This is a genomic window from Streptomyces sp. NPDC087440, assembly GCF_044744005.1.
Lineage (GTDB): Bacteria > Actinomycetota > Actinomycetes > Streptomycetales > Streptomycetaceae > Streptomyces.
Window position 1 is genome coordinate 258932 of sequence record NZ_JBIUXN010000013.1, and the last position, 24318, is coordinate 283249.

Below are 24318 nucleotides of genomic sequence, written 5' to 3' on the forward strand. Positions count from 1 at the left end.
TCGGGTTTTGTGCCGATCGGCGGATGGGCGGGAAGGGGGGCGACGGCGGAGAGTGGAGGCATCGCAGGGCGGACCGCAAAGGGCCGCCGAACCATGGGAGTTGACGTGCGGGCACAGCACCTCGCGGAGACCGGCGGCACGACGCGGCACCGGGCGAAGACCGCCCACCTCCCCGGCGTACCCGCCCCGCACGTCTCCCGGTCCGTCCGCCGGGCCGCCCAGATCGCCGCCCTGACGACCGTGCCGACGGGCCTGTGGCGGATCTCCGCCGCCTTCGGCTGGGACACCGGCTTCCGGGACGAGGCCCTGCACCCCGACCTGTTCCCGGGCGTCGGCTCCTTCTACCTGATCGGCCTGAGCCTGTTCGCCGAACTCCTCGCCCTGCTCACGCTCGGCCTCGTACAGCGCTGGGGCGAAGTCCTCCCGCCGTGGGTGCCCTGGCTGGGCGGCCGCCGCATTCCGGTGGCGGCGGCGGTGGTCCCGGCCGCGCTGGGAGCGGCAGCGGTGACTCTGGTGACGCTCATGGGCGCACTGACCTGGGACGAACAGGCCGCCATGCCCGGAGCCCCGAACGGCGGCAAGCTCCTGCTGATGGGCCTGTGCTACGCGCCTCTGCTCCTGTGGGGCCCGCTCCTCGCGGTGGTCACGGTCGCCTACTGGAGGCGCAGGACCGGACGATCGGTTCGGACATCGCATTCGAACTGACGGTACGCATGCGAGTGGCCCGGGCCCGCGCACCCGGGCCCCGCCTGCACACCGGTTGACCCCGGCACGCGCACAGCCGTGCGAGTCGACAGCGTCACACCCGAACGGCTTTGCATGGCCATGCGTAGTCATGCATACTCTTCCCATGTCTAAGGTCCTCACCTCCCTCCCCGCCGGCGAGCGCGTCGGCATCGCCTTCTCCGGCGGGCTCGACACGTCCGTCGCGGTCGCCTGGATGCGCGACAAGGGCGCCGTCCCGTGCACCTACACCGCCGACATCGGCCAGTACGACGAGCCCGACATCGCGTCGGTGCCCGGCCGCGCCCAGGCCTACGGCGCCGAGCTCGCCCGCCTGGTCGACTGCCGTGCCGCCCTGGTCGAGGAGGGCCTGGCCGCACTCGCCTGCGGCGCGTTCCACATCCGCTCCGGCGGGCGCGCCTACTTCAACACCACCCCGCTCGGCCGGGCCGTCACCGGCACCCTCCTGGTGCGGGCGATGCTGGAGGACAACGTCCAGATCTGGGGCGACGGCTCCACCTACAAGGGCAACGACATCGAGCGGTTCTACCGCTACGGCCTGCTCGCCAACCCCCACCTGCGGATCTACAAGCCCTGGCTCGACGCCGACTTCGTCACCGAACTCGGCGGCCGCAAGGAAATGTCGGAGTGGCTCCTCGCCCACGACCTGCCCTACCGGGACTCCACCGAGAAGGCGTACTCCACCGACGCCAACATCTGGGGTGCCACCCACGAGGCGAAGATCCTGGAGCACCTCGACACGGGCGTCGAGACCGTCGACCCGATCATGGGCGTCCGGTTCTGGGACCCGTCCGTCGAGATCCTCACCGAGGACGTCACGATCGGCTTCGAGCAGGGCCGCCCGGTCACGATCAACGGCAAGGAGTTCGCCTCCGCCGTCGACCTCGTCATGGAGGCCAACGCCATCGGCGGCCGCCATGGCATGGGCATGTCCGACCAGATCGAGAACCGGATCATCGAGGCCAAGAGCCGCGGCATCTACGAGGCCCCCGGCATGGCGCTGCTGCACGCCGCCTACGAGCGCCTCGTCAACGCCATCCACAACGAGGACACCCTCGCCCAGTACCACAACGAGGGCCGGCGGCTCGGCCGCCTCATGTACGAGGGCCGCTGGCTGGACCCGCAGGCGCTGATGGTCCGCGAGTCCCTCCAGCGCTGGGTCGGCGCGGCCGTCACCGGCGAGGTGACGCTGCGGCTGCGGCGCGGCGAGGACTACTCGATCCTCGACACCACGGGCCCGTCCTTCTCGTACCACCCGGACAAGCTGTCCATGGAGCGCACCGAGGACTCGGCCTTCGGCCCGGTCGACCGGATCGGCCAGCTCACCATGCGCAACCTCGACATCGCCGACTCGCGCGCCAAGCTGGAGCAGTACGCGGGCCTCGGCCTGATCGGCAGCTCCAACCCGGCCATCGGCGCGGCCCAGGCCGCCTCGACCGGCCTCATCGGCGCGTCGATGCCGGAGATGCCGGAGGGCGGCGCGCAGGCCATCGCCTCGCGCGGCGAGGTCTCCGCCGAGGACGAGGCGCTGGACCGGGCCGCCATGGAGTTCGGCACGGACTGACCCGCCCCGCACCCGTCCGTGAGGCCCCGTCAGACGCTCGTGCCGTCTGACGGGGCCTCACCCCGCTCCCCGATTGGACGTACGTCCGCCGCCGCTCGGAAAAGCCGGGAACCTCAAGGCCACAGCCATGTTCACGCCATAGTGACGCACAGGGCAGGTGACCGGAAGTGATCGAAATATTGCGATAAGTGGCCAATGTCCGGACGGTAGTGACGAGCAGTCCGCTCACTCACATCTGAAAGGACCCTCTTCATGCGCATGTCCCGGAAAGCCGGCCTGATTGTCTCGACCGCAGTGTGCGGAGCCCTCGCCCTGGGCACCGCGGGCCCGGCCTTCTCGGCCGTCCACGACGCGCCCGTCAGCTCCGAGGCGCCCGTACCCGCGATTCCGGGGGCCGACGCCCTCGCCAAGCAGACGAAGACCCTGAGCGACCTCGGCGGCGCCCTCACCCCGGTCACGGACCTGGTCAGCGCGGTGCTCAAGGCCCCCAAGGGCAAGCTCGCCCCGGCCGACGCGGCCAAGCACGCCAAGGCGGTCAAGGCGGCGCTCGCGAAGATCGGCAAGGCCGCGCCCAAGCAGGCTCCGAAGGCCGCCCCCGCTCCCGCGGCGGACCTGCAGGCCAAGGCCGTGGCCACGCTGCAGGCCAGCGTCGACGCGCTCCTGAAGGCGTCCGCCAAGGGCGACCCGAAGGCCGTCGCCGCCGCTGCCACGGTGACTCTGACCGCCAGCGTCAACCTCGTGGTGGGCGTCGCGCTCGCCGGCGGCCTGCCGGTGCCGAACCTGCCCGGCCTGCCGAAGCTCCCGAAGGTCCCGGGCGCTCCCGCCGTTCCGAAGATCCCCGGCGTCCCGGCCGCCCCTGCGCTCCCGGCGGTCCCCGGCCTCGGCTAGGACCTGCACGCACAGCCCGAGGGCCCGTACGGATGTTCGTCCGTACGGGCCCTCGGCCGTGTCGCGGCAGGCACGTCCGGCACGCCCGGCATTACGAGGAGGGGCGCGGGGCACGCATCCGCTCGTACGCGTACACGCACCCGGCCAACGCCAGGTCCGACAGCAGCATGAAGCCGATCGAGTACGAGTCCTTGGCGCTGTAGATCGCGCCCATCAGCAGCGGCGGCAGGAACCCGCCGAGCCCGCCCATCGCCCCGACGATCCCGGTGACGCTGCCCACCTGGGCCTGCGGCGTCACCTGCGAGACGAGGGCGAACACGCTGCCGCCCGCCGCCCCGAGCCCCGCCGCCATCGCCAGCAGCGCGAACGTCCCCCACGGCCCGAGCGCCGGGTCGAAGGCCTGCACGACGGCGAACACGGCCACCACCAACAGCGCGCCCGCCGTCACGGCCGCCGGGTGGAAGCGGTCCGACAGCCGCCCGCCGATCGGCCGGAAGACGACCGTGACCAGGGCGAAACCGGCCGCCTTGGTGCCCGCGTCGGTCGGGGACAGCTCGTACCAGGTCTTCAGGTACGTCGGCAGGTACACGCCGAACGCGACCACACCGCCGAACCCGATCGCGTACAGCGCCGACAGCTCCCACGTCACCCGCAGCCTGCCCGCCCGTCCCAGCCGGGAGCCCAGCGAGGCCGTCGGAGCCACCCGGTCCGGGTGGTCGGTGATCAGCACGGCGGCCAGCACCGCGAACGCGGCGAGTGCCACCGCGACCACCACAAAGGGAAGGTTCTCCCCGTGCGCGGCGATGCGCGGCGTGAAGTACGCCGACAACGCCACCCCGCCGGTGCCCATGCCGAACACCCCGAGCGCGAACCCCCGGCGGGACGGCGGGAACCACGCGTTGACCAGCGGAACCCCGATCGCGAACGTCGTGCCGCCCAGCCCCAGCAAGAACCCCACCAGCAGCATCATCGGAAAGCTGTCCCGCGCGGGAATCAGCAGTAGCACCGGCACGATCGTCAACGCCGACACCAGCGGAAACATCAGCTTCGCCCCGTACCGGTCGGTCAGCGCACCCGCCGGAATCCGCCCCACCGAACCCACCAGCACCGGCACCGCCACCAGCAACGACTGCTGGAAGGAACTGAGCCCGAGGCGGTCCTTGTAGCCGACCGCCAGCGGGGCGATCAGGTCCCACGCCCAGAAGGTGAGCGTGAACCCGACCGTCGCCACCAGCAGATTCCGGTACGCGGCAGCCGGAGGCTTCACGGCCGGTGCGGTGTATGCGCTGTCCATCCCCCCAGTGAAGGATTCGCACGGCCCACGGGCGCGGGGGAGTGGGCCGTACGCAGTAGCCGGGGTCGTACGCGGCAGCCGCGCCGCACCCCGGCGCCCCTCACCCCGGAGCGACCTCCTCGGCCGCGGCCTCCAGCGCCAGATCCAGGTGTACGGTCCGGTCCTCGCCGTGGTGCGTGGCCGCCGCCGCACGCGGCGCGTGACCGGGGGCCTTCGCCGCGAGCACGTACGGACCCTGCGCCGGGACCGCGAGCGCGTAACGGCCCTCGGTGTCGGTCAGCGCGGCACCGGCCTGGCGTCCGCGCCGGTCGATCAGCGTCACCCGGGCGCGGGCCACCGGCGCGCCCTCGGCGCCCAGCACCCTGCCGCGGAACGCCGCGAGGGTCTCCTCGGCGCGCGCCAGGACCGCGTCCTCCTCGCTGCTGGCCCGCAGCTGCACGACCGGCTTGCGGCGGCCCGGCAGGAACAGGGCGAGCAGCACACCGACGACGACGGCACCGGTGGCGATCAGGAAGGACAGCCGGAAGCCGTGCATCGTCGGGATCGCCACCCCGCCCACGTGGGTGGCGGTGTTGGCCAGCACCATGCCGATGACCGCCGACGACACCGAGGTGCCGATCGACCGCATCAGCGTGTTCAGCCCGTTGGCCGCGCCCGTCTCCGACGGATCCACCGCGCCGATGATGAGGGCGGGCAGCGAGGAGTAGGCGAGGCCGATGCCCGCGCCGATCACCACCGAGATGACGATCGTCTGCCAGGCGGCGCTCATCAGGCCGAGCCCGGCCCCGTACCCGATCGCGATGATCAGCATGCCGAGGATCAGCGTGACCTTCGGCCCGAACCGCGCCGAGAGCCGGGCGTACACGGGCGCGGTGAACATCATCGTCAGGCCGAGCGGCGCCACGCACAGCCCCGCGACGACCATCGACTGGCCGAGCCCGTACCCGGTCGCGGACGGCAGCTGGAGCAACTGGGGCAGCACCAGCGAGATCGCGTAGAAGGCGACACCGACCATGATCGAGGCGAGGTTGGTGAGCAGCACCTCACGCCGGGCGGTGGTGCGCAGATCCACCAGCGGGGCCTTCAGCCGCAGCTCCATCACGCCCCAGGCGAGGAACACCAGGACCGCCGCGCCGAACAGCCCCAGTGTGGTGGCGCTGCCCCAACCCCAGTCGCTGCCCTTGGTGATGGGCAGCAGGAGCAGGACCAGACCGAGCGTGAGACCGAACGCGCCCGCCACGTCGAAACTGCCCCGGGCCCGCAGCGGACTCTCCGGCACGACGACGAGCGTCAGCACGATCGACAGGACACCGAGCCCGGCCGCGCCGAAGAACAGCGCGTGCCAGTCCGCGTGCTGGGCGACGAGGGCGGCGACCGGCAGCGCGAGCCCGCCGCCCACGCCTATGGAGGAGGACATCAGCGCCATCGCCGAGCCCAGCTTCTCGGGCGGCAGCATGTCGCGCATCAGCCCGATGCCGAGCGGAATGGCGCCCATGGCGAAGCCCTGGAGCACCCGGCCCGCGATCATCACCAGGAGCTGGTCGGTGAAGCCGCAGATCAGCGACCCGACCACCATGATCGCCAGGCTGGTGACCAGCATCCTGCGCTTGCCCGCGAGATCGCCGAGGCGGCCCATGATCGGGGTGGAGACGGCTCCGGCGAGCAGGGTCGCCGTCATGACCCAGGTGGCGTTGGAGGGGGAGGTGCTGAGGAGTTCGGGCAGGTCTTTGATCACCGGTACGAGCAGCGTCTGCATGACCGCGACGACGATGCCGGCAAAGGCGAGGACAGGGACGACGCCGCCTGTTCGGCGAGTGGTGGTCGTCGGCTGTGGCATGGGCGGGGGCCTCCGGAAGGCAGTCTCGGGCAGGAGCCGGGGGTTCGGGCGGAAACGGGAGCAGCGAATTCGAGCAGGAGCCGGGGGTTCGGACAGAAGTCGCGGGCGGGGTACGTGTAACTCGAACCTGTTTCCCGAGGCGACTATTCCGACGATCGCCGTACGAACGAATTCTTGACCTTCCATTGACCGCGGCCCGCCCCCGGCACCCCCGTACCACCGGCCCGATATGCCGCCCTTGCCCGGATGATGATTTGATCGTCCAAGACCCCGGTCACGCGCACCGGGTTCCACGCACGACGCGAAAGGACGGCAGACATGCAGGGACAGGACGCCATATCCGTGGAGGGCCTGACCACCCGCCCCCTCACCCGGGACGCGGTCCCCGCCTGGCACGAGCTGCACGAAGCCGTCGAACGAGCCGACCGCACCGGCGACCACGTCGGCGCCGCCGAACTCGCCGAAGCCCTCGACGACCCCAAACTCGAACTCCAGCAGGACAGCCTCGCCCTCTGGGAGGGCCCGCGCATGGTCGCGTACGCCGTCCTGCGCACCCCGCACGGCGCCGTCGACGCGGCCCGCTTCGGCGCGGACGCCGCCGTGCACCCCGACTGGCGGCGACGCGGCATCGGCACCCGCCTCGTCACCTGGCTCCACGCCCGCGCCAAGGTGCGCCACGCGGCCGACCCCGAACTCTCCGCCCTGACCGGAGAACTCCTGCTCGGCGGCAAGGCCGGCGACGAGGGCCTGCGCAAACTGGCCGACACCTGCGGCTTCACCCCCGTCCGCTGGTGGTTCTTCATGAAGCACCCCCTCAAGGAGATCGCGGAGCCCCGCCCGGCCCCCGACGGCACCCGCATCGTCCCGTACGACACCCCCTACGACGAGGCCACCCGCCTCGCGCACAACGACGCCTTCCGCGACCACTGGGACTTCGCCCGCATGGACACCGCCGACTGGAAGACCTGGGTCACCGGCGTCAGCGCCTTCCGGCCCGCCCTCTCCCGCCTGCTGGTGGCGGGCGACGAGGTCGTGGCGTACCTCCTGGCGGAGGAGAACGAGGCCGACACCGCCGCCACCGGCAGCCGCGACTGCCACGTCGGCTACCTCGGTACGCGCAGGGCCTGGCGCGGCCGGGGCGCGGCACCCGCCCTGCTGGCCGACCTGCTGCACGCCGCCGCCGACGCCGGATACGACACGGCCTCCCTGACCGTCGACACCGCCAACCCGAGCGGCGCGCTGGGCTTCTACGAGCAGACCGGCTTCGTCGCCGACCGTGAATCCGTCACGTACGCCAGGCCACTCACGTCCTGACGGCGCGACGCATCCGCAGTGGATCACCGGGTACGAGGTCGTCACCTTGACTTGCCGAAGACTCAACCGATGGGGCGTGGAGGCGGACGGATGGCGGACAACCTGCTGGAAGAAGACCTGTACCGGTTCGAGGAACTCCTCGACGACACGGAACGCAAGACCCTGCACCGCGTCCGCGAGTTCCTGCGCGACGAGGTCGCCCCGCACGCCAACACCTGGTGGGGCACGGCGTCCTTCCCGCACCACCTGATCCCGCGCTACGGCGAACTCGGCATCGCGGGCATGGCGTACGAGGAATGCGCCGGCACCCCCGCCAGCAGCCTCCTCAACGGCTTCGTCGCCCTGGAGATGGCCCGCGTCGACGCCTCCATGGCCACCTTCTACGGTGTGCACTCCGGCCTCGCCATGGGCAGCATCGCCCGCTGCGGCTCCCCGGAACAGCGCGCCCGCTGGCTGCCCGCCATGGGCCGCATGGAGAAGGTCGGCGCGTTCGCCCTGACCGAACCGCAAGGCGGCTCCGACGTCGCCCTCGGCCTGCGCACCACCGCCCGCCGCGAGGGCGACACCTGGGTCCTCAACGGCGAGAAGCGGTGGATCGGCAACGCCACCTTCGCCGACCTCGCCATCGTCTGGGCCCGCGAGGAGGGCGAGGACGGCGGCGTCCGCGGCTTCGTCGTCGACACGTCGACACCCGGCTTCAAGGCGACCCTCATCGAGAACAAGATCGCCCTGCGCACCGTCGAGAACGCCGACATCGTCCTCACCGACTGCCGCGTCCCCGAGGAGAACCGCCTCCAGGAGGCGAACGGCTTCCGCGACACCGCCGACGTCCTGCGCCACACCCGCAGCGGCGTCGCCTGGGAAGCCGTCGGCGTGATGCTCGCCGCCTACCGCATCGCCCTCGACTACACCCGCGAACGCGAGCAGTTCGGCGGCCCCGTCGCCCGTTTCCAACTCGTCCAGGACCTCCTGGTACGCATGCTGAGCGACGCCACCTCCTGCCTCGGCATGGTCGTACGGCTCGCCCAGCTGGAGGACGCGGGAACCTTCCGCGACGAGCACTCCGCCATGGCCAAGGCGCACTGCACCACCCGCATGCGCGAGGTCGTCGGCTGGGGCCGCGAACTCCTCGCGGGCAACGGCATCGTCCTCGACTACGGCATCGGCCGCTTCGTCGCCGACGCCGAAGCCCTCTACTCGTACGAGGGCACCAGGGAGATCAACACCCTGATCACCGGCCGCGCGGTCACCGGACTCGGCGCCTTCGTCTGAGCCGGACGCCGCACCGCCGGACGCCGCACGGAAAGCGGATTCCGCACGGGAAGCGGCTGGCGTACGGGACAGGGCGGGCCTCAGCCGGGCAACGCCCGCCCGCCCTCCGCCTCCCAGGCCTCCCGCCGCGCCTCCTCGTCGCCGAAGCCGAAGTCCGGCGCCTCGGCGACGAGGGTGCTCGCCGTCACCCGGCGCGCGGGATCGCACGCCGCCTCCATCAGCCATGCGGCGGTACGGTCCGGGGCCTGCGGAGGAACCACCAGGAGGTCCCAGCGGCCCACCGTGCGCGACAGCAGCAGCAGCTTGTGCGGATCCTGCTCGGCCAGGAACCAGCCGACCTTCACCACATGCCCCGCCACCGGCACCTTGCGCGGGATCTCGGGCCAGTGCGTCGGATTCACCGTGACCCGGGTGATCAGCCCCCACACCTGGTCCAACTCGGCGACCAGCAGCGGCAGTTCGAAGGCCAGATCGCGGGAGTACGGCCACCACGCGCCGTCGAGCAGGGCGGGCGCGGAACCCGGCGGAGCCAGCGCCAGCCGCAACGGGCCGGTGGCACGCACCGCCGGGGGCGCGGGGGAGTGCGGGGAAACGGTCGCGGTCATGGCGCGGACCTCGCTCCGGCCGGAAGGACCGGCACGGTGTCGTGGATCGCCGGGAACGGCACCGGCGTCGGAGGCCGGTGCCCGAAGTGCCCTCGGTACCCCCACCGTACTCCCGCGAACTCCCCGACGTACCCGGTCAGCGGGCGCAGAGCTCCGCGAAACGCTGCGTGTCGACGTTGCCGCCGGACACGATGACACCCACCCGCTCCGGCAGGTCCGCGACCTGCCCCGCGAGCAGCGCGGCGAGCCCGGTCGCCCCGCTCGGCTCGACCACGATCTTCAGCCGCTCGAAGGCGAACCGCATCGCCTCCCGAATCTGATCGTCCGTCACCAGCACGACCTCGTCCACCAGTTGCCGATTGATCGCGAAGGTCAGCTCGCCGGGACTCTGGATGGCCTGCCCGTCGGCGATGGTGCGCGGCACGGGCACGGTGACACGCCTGCCCGCCGCCAACGACTGCCGGGTGTCGTCCCCGGCCTCCGGCTCCACCCCGACCACCCGGGTGTTCCCGTACAACCCCTTGACCACCGTGGAACTCCCGGCGATGAGCCCGCCGCCGCCCACCGGCGCCACCAGCGCGCCCAGTTCGCCGGTCTCCTCGACCAGCTCCAGTGCCGCCGTGCCCTGACCGGCGATGACGTGCGGATGGTCGTACGGCGGAATCAGCGTCAGCCCGCGCTCGGCCGCCAGCGTGTTGCCCAGCGCGATGCGGTCGCCCGCGTACCTGTCGTACGTGACGACCTCCGCCCCGTACCCGAGGGTCGCCGCCACCTTGGAACGCGGGGCGTCCTCCGGCATCAGGATCACCGCGCTCGTGCCCAACTCCCGCGCCGCCAGCGCGACCGCCTGCGCGTGATTGCCGGACGAGAAGGCGGCCACCCCCTTGGCCAGCTGCTCCGGCGACAGCCGGGAGATCGCGTTGTACGCCCCGCGGATCTTGAACGCGCCGATCCGCTGGAAGTTCTCGCACTTCAGGTGCACGTGCGCACCGACCAATTCGTCCAGCGTGCGCGAGCGCAGCACCGGGGTGCGATGCACGACGCCGTTCAGCCGGGCTGCGGCGTCACGTACGTCGTCCAGGGTCACGGGGAGGGCCATGTGTGTCCTTCGCTCGGATACCGGGGGCTTCGTGCATCTTCCTGTACGTCCCTGTGTCGTGCCGTACAACGCCCGCGCGCCGCACCGGTGTTCCCCGCCCGCGCCGCGCTTCACGGGAGGTGGGTGGGGAAAGGATGGTGGCAGTGGTCCGTACAGCACAAGGCCAGGGGTGTTCATGGAAGGCGACATCGGACGGCCCCAACTGCCCACCGCCTGGCACCCGGCCGCCCTGCGGCCCGCCGACTGGCTGATCCGACTGCCCACCGACCGGGTCCCGTCGGCCGCCGCTGACGTCTCCCGCCTGCTCGCCGCCCTGCGAGACGGTCCCGGATTCGCCGTCCTGCGCGGCCTGCGCCTGGACGGGCTCAGCGACCAGGCCTGCGCCGAACTGGGCCAGGAGATCATCTCCTTGGCAGGCACCCCGCGCCCGCACGAGTCCGCCGCCCCCAAGGACCACCTTCTGGCCCGCACCGCCCCCGCCCAAGGACCCTCAGAAGCGGCGCTCGCCCCGCACACCGACCGCGCAGGACCACCCGGCCCTCCACGCCTCCTCGCACTCCTGTGCGTCCGGCCCGCACCGACCGGCGGCACCTCCCTGCTGATCGGCGGAGCCACGGTCCACGACAGAATCGCGGCAGCACATCCCGGCGAACTCCCCACCCTGTACGGCGACTTCCACTTCGGCGCGGAACGCGACCTCGCCCGCACCGGACCCGTCTTCGCCCACCGGGACGACCGGCTCACGGTCCACTACAACCGGCACCAGATCGAACGCGGCCACCACGCAGCCGGCCTCCCGCTCAGTGCTGCCCAGACCCGTGCCCTCGACGCCTTCGACGCCGTACTCGCCGACCCGGACCTCTTCCTCCGCGTGCCCCTGCACCGGGGAGACCTGCTCCTGCTCGACAACACCGCCGTGCTGCACGGCCGTACCGCCTTCACCGACCACCCCGACCCGCTGCTCCGACGCTGTCTGACCCGCTCCTGGGCGGACTGAACCGTACGCCGGCAGGCGGATCGCACCGCACACATAGTGGATGCGCGTCGTCCGCACCACCGGCCTGCCGTGCACACCTGGCCGATTCCCGCCGCGTCCGACTGCGAGTCCCTCAATGCCCCTGCTTTGCAAGCGAGTTGAAGCCTCACACGCGACCGAATTCCATGGGGTCCGGGGCAAACATCCAGCGGGCCCGATCATCGTATCGAGTTAATGTCACCGGCTTTGCGGGCCGAACGGGGGACCCGGTGGCTACTGTTCCACGGTGTCTGGGCCGATTCCCCGACCTTTGCCCCTGCTTCCACCGCTTTGCCCGCCCAAGGAGAGCCCGCCCGATGAGCGTAGAAACGAGCCCCGAACCACACGTGGCGCAACCCCAGCAGGCCCTGAGCACGGCGGCCGCCCGCAACCTCGCGACCACGACCAAGTCCGCACCCCAGATGCAGGAGATCACCTCCCGCTGGCTGCTGCGGATGCTCCCCTGGGTGGAGACCAAGGGCGGGGCGTACCGGGTCAACCGCCGCCTGACCTACACCGTCGGCGACGGGCGCGTCGACTTCGTCCAGGACGGCGCCGACGTCCGCGTCATCCCCCGAGAGCTCGGCGAACTCGCCCTGCTGCGCGGCTTCGACGACGAAGACGTCCTCACCGCCCTCGCCGACCGCTGCGAACAGCGCGACTTCCGCCCGGGCGAGACCCTCGTCGAACGCGGCACGCCCGCCGACCGGCTCCACCTCATCGCCCACGGCCGCGTCAGCCAGAAGACCGTCGGCACATACGGCGACGAACAGGAACTGGCCGTCCTCGCCGACGGCGAACGCTTCGGCGACCAGGCCCTCCTGGACGACGACGCCCACTGGCAGTACACCGCCACCGCCGAGACGGCAGGCACCCTGCTCACCCTGAGCCGCGCCGACTTCGCCGCCGTGCGTGACTCCGCGCCCGCCCTGCACGCCCACATCGAGAAATTCCGGTCCCTGCCGCGCCAGCGGCAGAACCACAAGGGCGAGGCCGAAATCGCCATGTCCGCCGGACACACCGGCGAACACGGACTCCCTGGCGCGTTCGTCGACTACGAGGCGCGCCCCCGCGAGTACGAACTCTCCGTCGCCCAGACCATCCTGCGCGTCCACTCCCGCGTCGGCGACCTCTACAACGGCCCGTTCAACCAGACTGCCGAGCAACTGCGGCTCACGATCGAAGCCGTGAGGGAGCGTCAGGAGTACGAGCTGATCAACAACCGGGAGTTCGGGCTCCTGCACAACGCGGACTTCAAGCAGCGCATCCAGCCCCGCACCGGACCGCCCACCCCGGACGACCTCGACGAACTCCTCACCCGCCGACGCGGCTCGAAGTTCTACCTGGCCCACCCCAGGACGATCGCGGCGATCGGCCGGGAATGGAGCGCGCACGGCCTCTACCCGGACCAGGTCGACCTCGGCGGAGAGCTGGTGCGGGCCTGGCGGGGCGTCCCGATCCTGCCCTGCGACAAGATCCCGATCACCGAGGACAACACCAGCTCCATCCTCATCATGCGCACCGGTGAGGACAACCAGGGCGTCATCGGCCTCCGCCAGACCGGCCTGCCCGACGAGCACGAACCGGGCCTCTCCGTGCGCTTCATGGGCATCAGCGAACAGGCCATCCTCTCCTACCTGGTCACCACCTACTACTCCGCCGCCGTCCTGGTCCCGGACGCACTCGGCGTACTGGAAAACGTACAGATCGGCCACTGGCACCCCTGACCGACCGCACCCACCGCGCGCTGGGGGCGACCCCAACCGGCCATGCCGCGTCGGCCAGTCTGCCCGCCGTGGCCAGCCTGTCACTTCGCCCACCGCGCCATGTCCGGCACCCGGCTCACCACGCCGCCTCAATCCGCCATGCCGATTCGGTCACCCTTTCCGCCGTGCCAAGTCGGCCAAGCGCCGACCGTGCCTCAGCTGCTCGGCCACGTCGACCAGTCCGCCCACCCCGCCCCGCCTGTCACTCCGTCCGCCCTGCCCAGACGGCCACCCGGCCCGTGGCGACCGGCCGACCACTCGGCCCAGCGGGTCGCTCGGCCCACCCAACCCAGCAGGTCACCCGCCCAGTCGGTCACCTCACCCAGCCACCCGGCCCGCCGCCCACGTCACCCCCTCCCGCCCCCGTCCGCCACAACGGACCCACCCCGTCCCCCGGCCGCCCATCCGCCAAGGAGCCCTGGATGCCCGCCCCCGACCCGATCCCCGCGCAGTCGCCCTTGCCCGAGGCCGCCGAACGCTTCGGGGTGCGCGTCCTCGCCGAAGCCGCGGCCCGCGCCCTCGACCTCGCGTCCGCCACCGGCGGCCCACCCCTCGTGCTTTCCGTGCCGGGAACCCCCGCGTCCGCCGCAGCGCCCGCCGCCGAGACACACACCGAGACACTTCCGCCCCCCGCCCCGCTTCTCCCGAGCGGACCCACCGGCCTCGGCACCTCCAGCCTCCGCCTGCCCGCCCCCGCCGCAGCGGCCCCGGCCCCCGCCCCCACCCCACCCCCCGCGGAGCCCGCAGGACGCCCCATCCCCGGCCTCTACTTCCACCCCGTACCGGAGCCCGACCCCGTACGCGTGGAAGAAGTCAGCCGCCGGATCAAGGCCTGGGCGATGGACGAGATCGACCTCTACCCCGACGACTGGGAGGAGGAGTTCGACGGCTTCTCCGTCGCCGGATACATGGTCGGCTGCCACCCCGACGCCCCCACCGTCGACCACCTGATGCTCGCCACCCGCCTGATGGTCGCCGAGAACGCCGTCGACGACTGCTACTGCGAGGACCACGGAGGCTCACCCGTCGGCCTCGGTGAACGGCTCCTCCTCGCGCACACCGCCCTCGACCCCCTGCACACCACCAAGGAGTACGCATCCCCGTGGGCGCAGTCCCTCCACGCGGACGCCCCCCGCCGCGCGTACCGCTCCGCCATGGAGTACTTCGTCCAGGAGGCCACCGCCTCCCAGGCCGACCGGCTCCGCCACGACATGGCCCGCCTCCACCTGGGCTACCTCGCCGAAGCGGCCTGGTCCCTGGAGGAGCGCGTACCCGAGGTGTGGGAGTACCTGGCCATGCGCCAGTTCAACAACTTCCGCCCCTGCCCCACCATCACCGACACCGTCGGCGGCTACGAACTCCCCGCAGACCTGCACGCCCAGCCCGCCATGCAGCGCGTCATCGCGCTCGCGGGCAACGCCACCACCATCGTCAACGACCTCTACTCCTACATGAAGGAACTCGACGCCCCCGGCATCCACCTCAACCTGCCGGTGGTCCTCGCCGAACGAGAAGACCTCTCCGAACGCGACGCCTACCTGAAGGCCATCGAGGTCCACAACGACCTCATGCACACCTTCGAGTCCGAGGCCGCCGCGCTGGCCGCCGCCTGCCCGGTGCCGAGCGTGCAGCGCTTCCTGCGCGGCGTCGCCGCCTGGGTCGACGGCAACCACCGCTGGCACTGCACCAACACCTACCGCTACACCCTGCCCGACTTCTGGTGACGGGCCCCGACACACCGACAGAAAAAACCGGCGCACCACCCACAAGCAGAACGGATTCCTCTGTGACCAGCACCACCACCGCGTTCGTCCCCAACCCCTCCACCCCCTACCAGGGCGACATCGCCCGCTACTGGGACGGCGAGGCCCGCCCCGTCAACCTCCGCTTGGGCGACGTCGACGGCCTGTACCACCACCACTACGGCATCGGCGACGTCGACCACGCCGCCCTGGGAGACCCCCAGGACAGCGAGGCCGAGAAGAAGCTGATCGCCGAGCTCCACCGCCTGGAATCCGCCCAGTCCGAACTCCTCCTGGACCACCTCGGCGACATCGGCCGGGGCGACACCCTGGTCGACGCCGGCTGCGGCCGAGGCGGTACCAGCGTCATGGCCCACCAGCGCTTCGGCTGCACCGTCGAGGGCGTCACCCTCTCCGCCAAGCAGGCCGAATTCGGCAACCGGCGCTCCCAGGAACTCGGCATCGACGACCACGTCCGCGCCCAGGTCTGCAACATGCTCGACATGCCCTTCACGACCGGGCAGGCCAAGGGCTCCTGGAACAACGAGTCCAGCATGTACGTCGACCTGCACGACCTCTTCGCCGAGCACTCCCGCGTCCTGGCGGTCGGCGGCCGCTACGTCACCATCACCGGCTGCTGGAACCCCCGCTACGGCCAGCCCTCGAAGTGGGTCTCGCAGATCAACGCCCACTTCGAGTGCAACATCCACTCCCGCCGCGAATACCTCCGCGCCATGGCCGACAACCGCCTCGTCCCGCAGGCCGTCATCGACCTCACCCCCGACACGCTGCCCTACTGGAAGCTCCGGGCCACGTCGTCGCTGGTCACGGGCATCGAGGACGCGTTCATCAACTCGTACGAGGACGGCTCCTTCCAGTACGTCCTGATCGCGGCCGACCGCGTCTGACCCCACCCGGTCCCCGGGGCCCGCGCGCACCACCGCGGCCCCGGGGACCACCACCGACCGGCCCGCAGCCGACCACCTCGCCCCGCCCGGACCTTGCCCCACCCTGCCGTCGGCTAACTCAGCCGCCCCACGGCCTCGATGTGCGCCAGCTGGACCGCGAGGATCTCCTCGAACGCCGCCCGCCGGTCCACCCCCAGCGGCCGCAGTTCACGGGCGAAGTGCGCCAGAGCGGGAAAGCGTTCGGGATCGGCGCCGAGCACCGCGACCCGGAACAGCTCCATGCCCTGCTCGTACTCCACCGAGCCGCTCGCGACGAGCGCGGACTCGGAGGCGATCAGCGCGGAGAACAGGACCACGATCCGGTGGTAGTACCCGGGAACATCCGCGTCCGGCACGCCCGACGCCCGCAGCGCCTGCAGCACCTCCTCCATCACCATCCGGGACCCGGCGCCACTCGACGCGTACCGCCCCCACGTCGCGGCAAGTTCCGGCTGCTCCGCGAAGGCCTCCCGCACCCGCAGCGCGAGCCGGGTGACACGTTGCTTCCAGTCACCGTCCGGCTCCGCCCGCCAGCCCTCCATGGCCGTGAGCAGCACCCGGTCGGAGACCGAGCGCAACAACTCGGTCTTACTGCGGAAGTGCCGGTACAGGCTGGAGGAATCCGTCCCGAGGACCGCAGCCAGCCTGCGCACGCTGAACGCGTCCGCGTCGCTCGTCCGCAGCAGCTCGGCAGCCGTATCCAGAATCTCCTCGGTCGACCAACGCCTGCGCCCCGCCATCGTGCTCCTCTCGTTGAACGCTCACCCTAACTCACGCACACAGCAAGGCACTTGGTGTTGCACGCACCGCGTGCATAATGAGGACAAGGGCATGCCGCCGACTCCTCCAGGAGCCGCGCCACCATGCCGCCCGCGCTGTGCCGCGCACCACCTTGCCGCGCACCGTCTCGCTGCCCGCCGGGGGAGACCGGTCCTCTCGACCCGGACCCCACCCGGCGAAGACGAAAGGACGCACACCACCATGCACAACCCACTGGATTCCGCAGTCCTGGACGAAGCCCTCGAAAACGTCCACCGCGCAGGCGTACCCGGCCTGTTCGCCGAAGTCCGCGACGGCGACCGCACCTGGCACGGCGCCGCCGGCGTCGCCGACCTCACCACCGGCCGCCCCGTCACCGTAGACATGAAGCACCGCGTCGGCAGCGTCACCAAGACCTTCACCGCCGCAGCGATCCTGCAACAGGCCGAAAGCGGCACGATCAGCCTCGACGCACCGATCGGCACCTACCTCCCGCACCTGGTCCCCGGCTTACGCGGCCAGACGATCACCGTCCGCATGCTGATCAACCACACCAGCGGCCTCGCCGAGTACCTCCCGTACGCCTACACCTCGCTGGCCGCCTTCCCCGACCTCGCCCGAACCACCCCCGAGAGCTTCGACAACCACCGCCACACCCGCTTCGACCGCACCGACCTCATCGAGTTCGGCGTCACCGCCGCCGCCTTCGGCCCCCCGGGCGGCACCCCCGGCCTCTACTCCAACACCAACTACCTCCTCCTCGCCGCCCTCCTCGAACACGTCACCGGGACCACCGCCGAGGACTGCATCACCGAGAACGTCATCCGGCGCGCCGAACTCCACGACACCGCCTTCCCCACCGGCCCCCACATCGACGGACCGCACTCCCACCTCTACGAGTCCTGGTTCGGCAAGATCGACCCGCCACGCGACTACAGCGACTTCGACATGTCCTACGTGGGCCCGTCCGCCTCCCTGATCTCCACCGTCACCGACCTCAACCGCTTCTACGCGGCCCTCCTGTCCGGCAGGATCGTCACCCCGGCCTCCCTGGCCGCCATGCAGCAGACCACCCAGGTCATCTCCCAAGAGCTCACGGCCATCCCGTACGGACTCGGCCTCCACCCGACACACAGCCCCGGCCGGGAAACCTTCTGGGGCCACGGCGGCACGGTCTGGGGCGGCGGCACCCTGGCCATGACCCGCGCCGACGGCCAACGCCAACTGGCCGTCGCGCTCAACCTCCAGCGGTGGAACACCCTCGACCCCACGGGCCGCCCCGAACCCCACCCCATCGACAAGGCACTCGCGACCTTCTACGACCTCGCCCTGTACGCCTGACATCAACCTTGAGGTCCTGCTCGCAGGCCGCGCCGCGCGAGCAGGACCCCGCGCCGGCCCACCCACCGAAAAATCACTGGAACCCCACCCGAAGCGCGGCTAGCGTGCTCCCGCACCCATCCCTCCGACCAAGGACACGCCGTTGTACACCCTGTGAGACACCCCGAGCGCTGAACCGTCGCACGCCGCACTCGCGCGCCGTGCCGCTTCCCCCTGCGTTCCTCTCACAAAGAACCGGTGTACATCCATGTCACAAACCCGGACCCTCATCACCCTGCTCACTCTCATCGGCACCCCCGTGCCCACCCCGCAGGACCGGCTGATCATCCGCTCCACGCCCCTGCTCCGGGACCACACCGCGCGCCACCGCGCCGCGACCGCCAGGCCCCGCACGGACCGCCCGGCCTGGCACTCGCCGTACGGCCCGCCACCCCGCCGCGCCCACCGAGGTCGCTGGTCACCCGTACCGGGAGTCACCACATCCCGACCCACCGAGCGTTACGGGTACCTGTGCGGCCGTTGCGACTGACCACGGAAGCCACCCCACCGCCGAAGCACTGAGCCCCTTGCGGGCGGCACCGACAACCGGGGCCGCCCGCAAGGGACAAGTGCCTTCACTGCAAAGATTCCTGACGAAGCATCAGCTCACGGACTGCTCCCCAGCCGAAGCCGCAACACCCCGACGCCTACGGCCCACCAGGAGCGTGGTGAGGGCAGCCACCGCGAAGGACAGCAGCGAAGCACTCATCCACGGCTGGACGGTAAGCCCCACAACACCCTGAAGCCAGGCCCAGAAGTCGGACCACCCGGCGATGCCCGTCGGCGCGATCAACTGGTAGGTGGCGAAACCGAGCGCCCAGGGCAGCAACATGACCCAACGCGTCGGCGCCTGCTCCGAGACGTCCCAGGTGCGGTGACCGCCGAGGACAAAGAAGTCCACCACGAGCACCGCGAACATCGGGATGAAGACCGCACCGATCAGATAGAGGAAGCTGGCAAAACTGTCCATGTTCACCAGCAGCGCCAGACCAGTGGCCAACGTCCCACTGATCAGGCACAGCACCCGCCGGTCCGCCCGAGGCAACAGGTTCTGGGCGGAGACCGCCGTGGAGTAGACGTTGGCGAACGACTGGTCGACCTCGCGCAGCACCAGAACACCGAAGCAGATCACCCCGACACTGGTCGCGGTGAAGGGATCGAAGACCTTGTACGGATCGGTGCTGTCGAACGCGATCATGGCAAGGGCGGCCACACCGAGAACCGACCCCGCGATGCCCGCGAGCGTCTGACCGACCACCAGCCCGCCGAACGCCTCCCTCTCGCTGCGGGAGTGCCGCGCGTAGTCCGCGACCAACGGCAGCCAGGAGATCGACACCGCGATCACACTGTCGGTGGCGAACCAGAAGTCCTTCCAGGAACCCCCCTCCATCGGCACACCGCGACCGGCCAGGTCCCACCCCAGATAGAGGATGGCCAGCACGACGGCCACGGTGACGTACCGCCGGATGATGCGCAGCGCACCCAACGGACGCAACGTCAACGCCGTCGTCACCGCACCCGCCACCAGCACATACAGCCAACCCGGCCCCGGATCGCCGAAGGCCTGCCGAGCCAGAATCTTCAGTCCGGTGGAAATGACCACCAGCTCGAAGACCGCCCAGCCGACCATCTGCAGCACATTGAGCACAGTCGGCAGATACGACGCCTTCGCACCGAACAGACCCCGCAGCAGAACCATCGAGGGCGCACCGGTCCGCGCCCCCGTGATCGCGGCAAGACCAAGAGCAGCCGTACCGATCAGCGTGCCGACGACGGAAGCGGTCACCGCCGCAGCGAACGACAGCGTCGGACTGCCCGTGCCCAAGGGGTCCAGGACGACCAGCATGCCGCTGAAGCCGAGCAGACTCACGCCCAAATTGGCCCAGAAGGTGCCCTGGTCCCAACCGGTCAGAACCTTCGGCGTGGGCTGGTCGAGCGTGAGCGGCGCCTCGTTCGCCGGAGCCACTCTCGGCGTGCTCGGTTCAACAGCGGCAGTCACTTCGCATCCTCCGCGACCGGAGCCGCAGCAGCGTCGAACGGCCAGGCCTCCATACGCCAGGCAGCGTCCCAGAACATCCACTCCCAGGTGGACGCCGTGGAGAAGGCGGTACGCATCCGCGCCCGCGTCGCCGGATCGGCCTGGTCCGCGAGCCGATTGACGATCCCACGGGCCTGCTCCGTAGAGGCCTCGAACTCCTCGTCGGCGTACGTTCCGATCCAGTCGCCGTACGGATGGACGGCAAGATCGCCCGCCTGCTCAAGCAACGCACGCCCCACCTCGGCATAGATCCAGAAACAGGGCAGGACCGCCGTGGCCAACTCGGCATAACCCTGGGTGTGCGCGACGGACAGCAGATAGGAGGTGTACCCGGTGCAGGTGGGGGAGGGCGTCCAGGCATCGATGTCGACGACGTTGCTCTCGTGCAGGGAACTCTCCACCGCGACCGCGCCATGAGCCGACTTCGCGAAGAACGCGATGTCCTCGGGCCGGTCCGCCTTCGCGGCGGCACTGGCCAGCGCACGGGCGTAATCACGCAGATAGAGGGCGTCCTGGGCCAGGTAATAGACGAACTTGGCCCGGTCCAGAGTGCCGTCGCCGAGCCCGGTGACGAAGGGCATCTTGTCGATGGCGGCACGTATCTCGGCCGTGGCCGCCCACAGCTCGTCGCAGAAGGTCGTGTTCATGGGGTTCAGCTCCAGTACTGGTAGAAGTGGTGGACAGGACCGTGACCGCTGCCGACACGCAGGGTGTCCGCAGCCCGCAGCGCCCCGGTCACGTACTCCTTCGCGGCGCGGACAGCGGTGGGCCAGTCGTCGCACTGCGGCCGGAGAGCGGCAATCGCAGCAGAAAGGGTGCAACCCGTGCCATGGGTGTTCTGCGTACGCACACGAGGCGCGGACAACTCGACGACACCCGCCCCCGAGGGGCCGTCAGCGACATCGACGAGAACATCGACGGACTCGGCATCGTGCGTGTGATGGCCACCCTTGAGCAGGACACACCGGGCTCCCGCCTCCCGAAGCGCCCACGCCTGCTCGACAGCCTCGGTACGGTTCACCACAGCGGCGAGTCCAAGCAGGTCACCGGCCTCGGGAAGATTCGGGGTGATGAGATCGGCGAGCGGCAGAAGACGATCCCGCACCACCGACACGGCATCCGCCTCCAGAAGCCGGTGCCCGCTCGTCGAGACCATCACAGGATCAAGAACGACATATCGGGGCTGATACCGCTCCAGAGCGTCCGCGACAGCCGCGGCAATGCCCGCATCCGCCAGCATCCCGATCTTGACCGCATCCACCCGCACATCGGCGAACAACGTGTCGATCTGCTCGGCCACAAAGGCCGCGGGCACGGCATGAATTCCCGTGACACCCAGGGTGTTCTGCGCCGTCAGGGCCGTCAGAACAGCAGTCCCATAAGCACCATTGGCAGAAAACGCCTTCAAATCCGCCTGAATCCCGGCACCACCCGAAGGATCGCTGGCAGCGATGGTGAGCGCGATGCACGGAGTGCTGCTCATGCGGAGACCCCCTGCCCCAGGGCGTCAACGAGAGAACGGGCGGCAACCCCAGGATCGGGCTGCCCGCAGACCGCGCTGACAACAGCGATCCCGGCCACGCCGCACCCCATCACCTCGGCAGCCTCGGCCACGCCGATCCCGCCGATGGCCACACTGGGCAACGGACTCTCCCGAACGATCCGAGCCAAGCCACCCAGCCCGATCGGCACATCAGCATCAGGCTTGGTCGACTGCGCGAACACCGGCCCGACACCCAAGTGATCCACCGCATCCGACACGTCCGCCAGCTGCTCGCAACGGCTGACGGACAACCCGACGAACGCATCAGGACCGAGCAGCCGCCGGGCAACCTCGGGAGAAACGTCCCGCTGCCCGAGATGAACCCCCTCCGCACCCAACCAGACCGCCACATCCAAACGATCATTGACGATCAACGGAACACCGGTGCCGTCGAGTTCAGCCTGGATCGCCCGCCCGAGCGAAAACAACGCCCGCGCATCCGCACCCGGATCACGCAACTGAACAGCAGTGACACCCCCCTTCACAGCAGCCGCCACAGTCGCGGCAACGCCACGATCACCGCAGAGCCGGGTATCGGTCACGAGATACAGGGACAGGTCGAGAAAAGGTCGCATGAAGTGGTCCTTGAAGGTCTCCCGCCCAGCTGGGGGCACGGGAAAACATCGAGAGATACAGGGAAACAAGGGGAAGAGGGGCCCCTGACGCACAGGGACCTCAAAAACCGTCCACAGAGACGGGAACACGAGCAGGACCGGCCAGGCGGCACAGCACCTTCGCCCGCCCACCCCGCAACAGACGCCCGCTCAGCGCAAGTTGACAGCCCCGGCAAGCCGCTCCGGACTCAACGCATACAGCTCATCGATCAACGCGACCGCAAATGTCCCCGGTCCCGCAGACCGGACGGCCGCAACCTCCGCAGCCACCGTCAGCAGCCCCGTCGCAGCAGCGGCAGCCACCAGCGCATCACCAGTAACAGCCACACAAGCGGCCACCAGAGCACCGAGCGCACAGCCCGTCCCCGTCACCAGCGGCAGCAACGGATGCCCGTTTGCCACACGCACCACCCGCGCACCATCCGTCAGAACATCCTCCGGCCCACTCACCGCCACCACACAGCCGTAGCGCCGAGCCAGCCCAGTGGCAGCGTCCAGCGCCGCCTCCGGAACATCCGTACTGTCCACGCCGCGCCCACCCGCACCGCCGTCCAGCGCCAAAATCTCCGAAGGATTCCCCCGAACCACCGCAGGCGGCGCACTCTCCAACAGCTCATGAGCAAGCCCGGTCCTCCACGGCAACGGCCCCACGGCCACCGGATCAAGCACCCACGGCCGCCCACCCCCGGCCGCCTCCTTGACCGCGACACGCATCGCCGCCGCCGTCACGGACGTTACGGTCCCCAAATTGACCAGAACACCCCCGGCCACCCGAGCCAGCGCCCCGGCCTCCTCCGCGCTGTGCACCATCGCGGGAGCCGCCCCCACCGCAAGCAGCACATTCGCTGTGAACTGCGACACCACGACGTTCGTCAGACAGTGCACAAGAGGCCCGGAGCCCCGCACCGACGCGATCACGCCCGCCAGGTCATCACCAGAAACAGCAGCACCGTCTTGAGCAGGCACGAAGGCAGAACCCATCGTCAACACCCTTCCTACGCCGGCATTACCCGGTCCAGGTTCATGCGGTCGGCGGAAAGGGGAGCCACAACTCCCGTCCGCCCTCTCAGCCCGGCTACTCCCGAGCTCCCGCGGTGGTCGCTACGCAATGTACCTCCCTCGAAAGCGGGAGGTGACACGTGGGGTCACACAAACCGCAGTGCACGAGGACCGCCGACCACTCCGACCGACTCAGATCTCCGCACCGCTCCGAATGCTCTCGACCGTGAAGACCGGATCGACAGGGCTCACGAGTTCCCCAACGGCTACGGCCACCAGACGCGCCGGTGGATCACCGCCCACCAACCGCCCTGACGTACTGGATGGCCTCCGCAGGCGAGAACACAGGCAGCCTCCGACGCAGCGCCCGCACAGCATCCAGATGCCCGCGCGCACCGACGACCTCGCACAGCGCATCGTGCAGCTCATCCACCGCGGTACGCACCGGCAGCCCCCGTATCCGACCCCTGTAGTCGTCCTCCCACCCACCGCTCTTTGCCGAGAGGACCCCGACTTGGTGCAGCCCGCCGTCGACCCCGTCCACCAGGTACGGCCCGTTGCCGACCAGCCCGAACGCCCCGTCACGAGCACGCAGGAACCGCTCGGAGTTCCAGCTGACGATCCACACCAACTCATGCTCTCTGACACCGGCCACAGCCATCCGCAGCGCGTTCACATCCACAGCACGCCACTGCAGATAGTCACGCTCCAACTGCCTCCTCGACGGCTCGAACGGCGGCCTCTCGCTCGATCACGCGACCAGCATCCCTGAAGGCTTCCTCTCGCCTCCAACGAATTCACACACCTCAGAAGCCGTCTTCCTATCGACCATGAGCACGATGTGATCGAAAAGGGGGATGGAGGCGGGTGAACTTGGCCGTGGCGTGCATGAAGGCAG

22 protein-coding genes and 1 riboswitch are annotated in these 24318 nt (G+C 70.2%); of the genes, 11 read left to right on the forward strand and 11 right to left on the reverse strand.

What is annotated here, in order from left to right; translation table 11 throughout:
• The first annotated feature begins 93 nt into the window (after window positions 1–93).
• The 3 genes from ACIO3O_RS25375 to ACIO3O_RS25385 all read left to right on the forward strand — a co-directional run bounded on the left by ACIO3O_RS25375 (window position 94) and on the right by ACIO3O_RS25385 (window position 3196).
• Window positions 94–705 (forward strand): hypothetical protein, encoded by a 612-nt coding sequence (locus tag ACIO3O_RS25375; RefSeq protein WP_401749523.1) that lies wholly within the window; start codon window positions 94–96, stop codon window positions 703–705.
• Between the two features lie 145 nt (window positions 706–850).
• Window positions 851–2308, forward strand: a complete 1458-nt coding sequence (argG, locus tag ACIO3O_RS25380; RefSeq protein WP_401749526.1) for an argininosuccinate synthase — start codon at window positions 851–853, stop codon at window positions 2306–2308.
• A gap of 258 nt (window positions 2309–2566) precedes the next feature.
• Complete coding sequence (locus tag ACIO3O_RS25385; protein ID WP_401749528.1) at window positions 2567–3196, forward strand: hypothetical protein; 630 nt, start codon at window positions 2567–2569, stop codon at window positions 3194–3196.
• Window positions 3197–3287: 91 nt separating this feature from the next.
• Here ACIO3O_RS25385 and ACIO3O_RS25390 read toward each other — a convergent pair whose 3' ends face one another.
• Window positions 3288–4490 carry a nitrate/nitrite transporter gene (locus tag ACIO3O_RS25390; RefSeq protein WP_401749530.1) on the reverse strand — a complete coding sequence of 401 codons (1203 nt, stop codon included), beginning with the start codon at window positions 4488–4490 and terminating at the stop codon, window positions 3288–3290.
• A gap of 100 nt (window positions 4491–4590) precedes the next feature.
• Entirely contained in the window at window positions 4591–6327 is a 1737-nt protein-coding gene (locus ACIO3O_RS25395; RefSeq protein WP_401749532.1) for an MFS transporter, read from the reverse strand.
• A 318-nt stretch (window positions 6328–6645) separates the two neighbouring features.
• Between ACIO3O_RS25395 and ACIO3O_RS25400 the strand changes: the two genes are divergently transcribed.
• The gene (locus ACIO3O_RS25400) at window positions 6646–7641 is read left to right on the forward strand and encodes a GNAT family N-acetyltransferase (protein ID WP_401749534.1); all 996 of its coding nucleotides are present in this window, start codon (window positions 6646–6648) and stop codon (window positions 7639–7641) included.
• Between the two features lie 90 nt (window positions 7642–7731).
• Window positions 7732–8913 (forward strand): acyl-CoA dehydrogenase family protein, encoded by a 1182-nt coding sequence (locus tag ACIO3O_RS25405; RefSeq protein WP_401749536.1) that lies wholly within the window; start codon window positions 7732–7734, stop codon window positions 8911–8913.
• A gap of 80 nt (window positions 8914–8993) precedes the next feature.
• Here the strand turns inward: ACIO3O_RS25405 and ACIO3O_RS25410 are convergent, their stop codons facing one another.
• Together ACIO3O_RS25410 and ACIO3O_RS25415 are read right to left on the reverse strand one after the other, a co-directional pair.
• The gene (locus ACIO3O_RS25410) at window positions 8994–9518 is read right to left on the reverse strand and encodes a DUF5994 family protein (RefSeq protein ID WP_401749538.1); all 525 of its coding nucleotides are present in this window, start codon (window positions 9516–9518) and stop codon (window positions 8994–8996) included.
• Between the two features lie 136 nt (window positions 9519–9654).
• A complete protein-coding gene (locus ACIO3O_RS25415; protein WP_401749540.1) occupies window positions 9655–10617 on the reverse strand; it encodes a pyridoxal-phosphate dependent enzyme in 963 nt (320 codons plus the stop codon).
• 175 nt (window positions 10618–10792) lie between these two features.
• Between ACIO3O_RS25415 and ACIO3O_RS25420 the strand changes: the two genes are divergently transcribed.
• The 4 genes from ACIO3O_RS25420 (at window position 10793) to ACIO3O_RS25435 (ending at window position 16048) form a co-directional block, all read left to right on the forward strand.
• Complete coding sequence (locus ACIO3O_RS25420) at window positions 10793–11614, forward strand: TauD/TfdA family dioxygenase (protein WP_401749542.1); 822 nt, start codon at window positions 10793–10795, stop codon at window positions 11612–11614.
• 335 nt (window positions 11615–11949) lie between these two features.
• Window positions 11950–13359 (forward strand): family 2B encapsulin nanocompartment shell protein, encoded by a 1410-nt coding sequence (locus ACIO3O_RS25425; RefSeq protein WP_401749544.1) that lies wholly within the window; start codon window positions 11950–11952, stop codon window positions 13357–13359.
• A gap of 461 nt (window positions 13360–13820) precedes the next feature.
• Entirely contained in the window at window positions 13821–15122 is a 1302-nt protein-coding gene (locus tag ACIO3O_RS25430) for a family 2 encapsulin nanocompartment cargo protein terpene cyclase (protein ID WP_401749547.1), read from the forward strand.
• A gap of 62 nt (window positions 15123–15184) precedes the next feature.
• Window positions 15185–16048 (forward strand): geranyl diphosphate 2-C-methyltransferase, encoded by an 864-nt coding sequence (locus ACIO3O_RS25435; RefSeq protein ID WP_401749549.1) that lies wholly within the window; start codon window positions 15185–15187, stop codon window positions 16046–16048.
• A gap of 113 nt (window positions 16049–16161) precedes the next feature.
• On the opposite strand, the gene ACIO3O_RS25440 is transcribed toward ACIO3O_RS25435, so the two are convergent.
• Window positions 16162–16827 (reverse strand): TetR/AcrR family transcriptional regulator, encoded by a 666-nt coding sequence (locus tag ACIO3O_RS25440; RefSeq protein ID WP_401749551.1) that lies wholly within the window; start codon window positions 16825–16827, stop codon window positions 16162–16164.
• Window positions 16828–17068: 241 nt separating this feature from the next.
• Between ACIO3O_RS25440 and ACIO3O_RS25445 the strand changes: the two genes are divergently transcribed.
• Together ACIO3O_RS25445 and ACIO3O_RS25450 are read left to right on the forward strand one after the other, a co-directional pair.
• Window positions 17069–18187, forward strand: a complete 1119-nt coding sequence (locus ACIO3O_RS25445; protein WP_401749553.1) for a serine hydrolase domain-containing protein — start codon at window positions 17069–17071, stop codon at window positions 18185–18187.
• Between the two features lie 247 nt (window positions 18188–18434).
• Window positions 18435–18716: a hypothetical protein gene (locus tag ACIO3O_RS25450; protein ID WP_401749555.1), complete on the forward strand. Its 282-nt coding sequence runs from the start codon at window positions 18435–18437 to the stop codon at window positions 18714–18716.
• 111 nt (window positions 18717–18827) lie between these two features.
• Here the strand turns inward: ACIO3O_RS25450 and ACIO3O_RS25455 are convergent, their stop codons facing one another.
• From ACIO3O_RS25455 to ACIO3O_RS25480, 6 genes are all read right to left on the reverse strand, one after another.
• Window positions 18828–20225, reverse strand: coding sequence for a purine-cytosine permease family protein (locus ACIO3O_RS25455; protein WP_401749557.1), 1398 nt, complete (start codon window positions 20223–20225; stop codon window positions 18828–18830).
• The gene (gene tenA, locus ACIO3O_RS25460) at window positions 20222–20911 is read right to left on the reverse strand and encodes a thiaminase II (protein ID WP_401749558.1); all 690 of its coding nucleotides are present in this window, start codon (window positions 20909–20911) and stop codon (window positions 20222–20224) included. The genes ACIO3O_RS25455 and tenA overlap by 4 nt, the downstream gene beginning before the upstream one ends.
• A gap of 5 nt (window positions 20912–20916) precedes the next feature.
• Window positions 20917–21747, reverse strand: coding sequence for a bifunctional hydroxymethylpyrimidine kinase/phosphomethylpyrimidine kinase (gene thiD / locus ACIO3O_RS25465; RefSeq protein ID WP_401749560.1), 831 nt, complete (start codon window positions 21745–21747; stop codon window positions 20917–20919).
• Window positions 21744–22382, reverse strand: coding sequence for a thiamine phosphate synthase (gene thiE / locus ACIO3O_RS25470; protein WP_401749562.1), 639 nt, complete (start codon window positions 22380–22382; stop codon window positions 21744–21746). Before thiE ends, thiD begins: the two co-directional genes overlap by 4 nt.
• Before the next feature lie 189 nt (window positions 22383–22571).
• A complete protein-coding gene (gene thiM / locus ACIO3O_RS25475) occupies window positions 22572–23402 on the reverse strand; it encodes a hydroxyethylthiazole kinase (RefSeq protein WP_401749588.1) in 831 nt (276 codons plus the stop codon).
• A riboswitch (TPP riboswitch) is annotated at window positions 23396–23524 on the reverse strand. (Overlaps the previous gene by 7 nt.)
• A 188-nt stretch (window positions 23525–23712) precedes the next feature.
• Complete coding sequence (locus ACIO3O_RS25480; RefSeq protein WP_401749564.1) at window positions 23713–24132, reverse strand: YrhB domain-containing protein; 420 nt, start codon at window positions 24130–24132, stop codon at window positions 23713–23715.
• Window positions 24133–24318: the final 186 nt, after the last annotated feature.

Bases quoted from the DNA above. Each gene is read 5' to 3' on its own strand.
- ACIO3O_RS25420 (WP_401749542.1), top strand. From the start codon at position 10,793: ATGGAAGGCGACATCGGACGGCCCCAACTGCCCACCGCCTGGCACCCG.
- ACIO3O_RS25415 (WP_401749540.1), bottom strand. From the start codon at position 10,617: ATGGCCCTCCCCGTGACCCTGGACGACGTACGTGACGCCGCAGCCCGG.
- ACIO3O_RS25440 (WP_401749551.1), bottom strand. From the start codon at position 16,827: ATGGCGGGGCGCAGGCGTTGGTCGACCGAGGAGATTCTGGATACGGCT.
- ACIO3O_RS25385 (WP_401749528.1), top strand. From the start codon at position 2,567: ATGTCCCGGAAAGCCGGCCTGATTGTCTCGACCGCAGTGTGCGGAGCC.
- argG (WP_401749526.1), top strand. From the start codon at position 851: ATGTCTAAGGTCCTCACCTCCCTCCCCGCCGGCGAGCGCGTCGGCATC.
- thiD (WP_401749560.1), bottom strand. From the start codon at position 21,747: ATGAGCAGCACTCCGTGCATCGCGCTCACCATCGCTGCCAGCGATCCT.
- ACIO3O_RS25445 (WP_401749553.1), top strand. From the start codon at position 17,069: ATGCACAACCCACTGGATTCCGCAGTCCTGGACGAAGCCCTCGAAAAC.
- ACIO3O_RS25450 (WP_401749555.1), top strand. From the start codon at position 18,435: ATGTCACAAACCCGGACCCTCATCACCCTGCTCACTCTCATCGGCACC.
- ACIO3O_RS25430 (WP_401749547.1), top strand. From the start codon at position 13,821: ATGCCCGCCCCCGACCCGATCCCCGCGCAGTCGCCCTTGCCCGAGGCC.
- ACIO3O_RS25395 (WP_401749532.1), bottom strand. From the start codon at position 6,327: ATGCCACAGCCGACGACCACCACTCGCCGAACAGGCGGCGTCGTCCCT.
- thiE (WP_401749562.1), bottom strand. From the start codon at position 22,382: ATGCGACCTTTTCTCGACCTGTCCCTGTATCTCGTGACCGATACCCGG.
- ACIO3O_RS25410 (WP_401749538.1), bottom strand. From the start codon at position 9,518: ATGACCGCGACCGTTTCCCCGCACTCCCCCGCGCCCCCGGCGGTGCGT.
- ACIO3O_RS25400 (WP_401749534.1), top strand. From the start codon at position 6,646: ATGCAGGGACAGGACGCCATATCCGTGGAGGGCCTGACCACCCGCCCC.
- ACIO3O_RS25390 (WP_401749530.1), bottom strand. From the start codon at position 4,490: ATGGACAGCGCATACACCGCACCGGCCGTGAAGCCTCCGGCTGCCGCG.
- ACIO3O_RS25375 (WP_401749523.1), top strand. From the start codon at position 94: ATGGGAGTTGACGTGCGGGCACAGCACCTCGCGGAGACCGGCGGCACG.
- thiM (WP_401749588.1), bottom strand. From the start codon at position 23,402: ATGGGTTCTGCCTTCGTGCCTGCTCAAGACGGTGCTGCTGTTTCTGGT.
- ACIO3O_RS25425 (WP_401749544.1), top strand. From the start codon at position 11,950: ATGAGCGTAGAAACGAGCCCCGAACCACACGTGGCGCAACCCCAGCAG.
- tenA (WP_401749558.1), bottom strand. From the start codon at position 20,911: ATGAACACGACCTTCTGCGACGAGCTGTGGGCGGCCACGGCCGAGATA.
- ACIO3O_RS25405 (WP_401749536.1), top strand. From the start codon at position 7,732: ATGGCGGACAACCTGCTGGAAGAAGACCTGTACCGGTTCGAGGAACTC.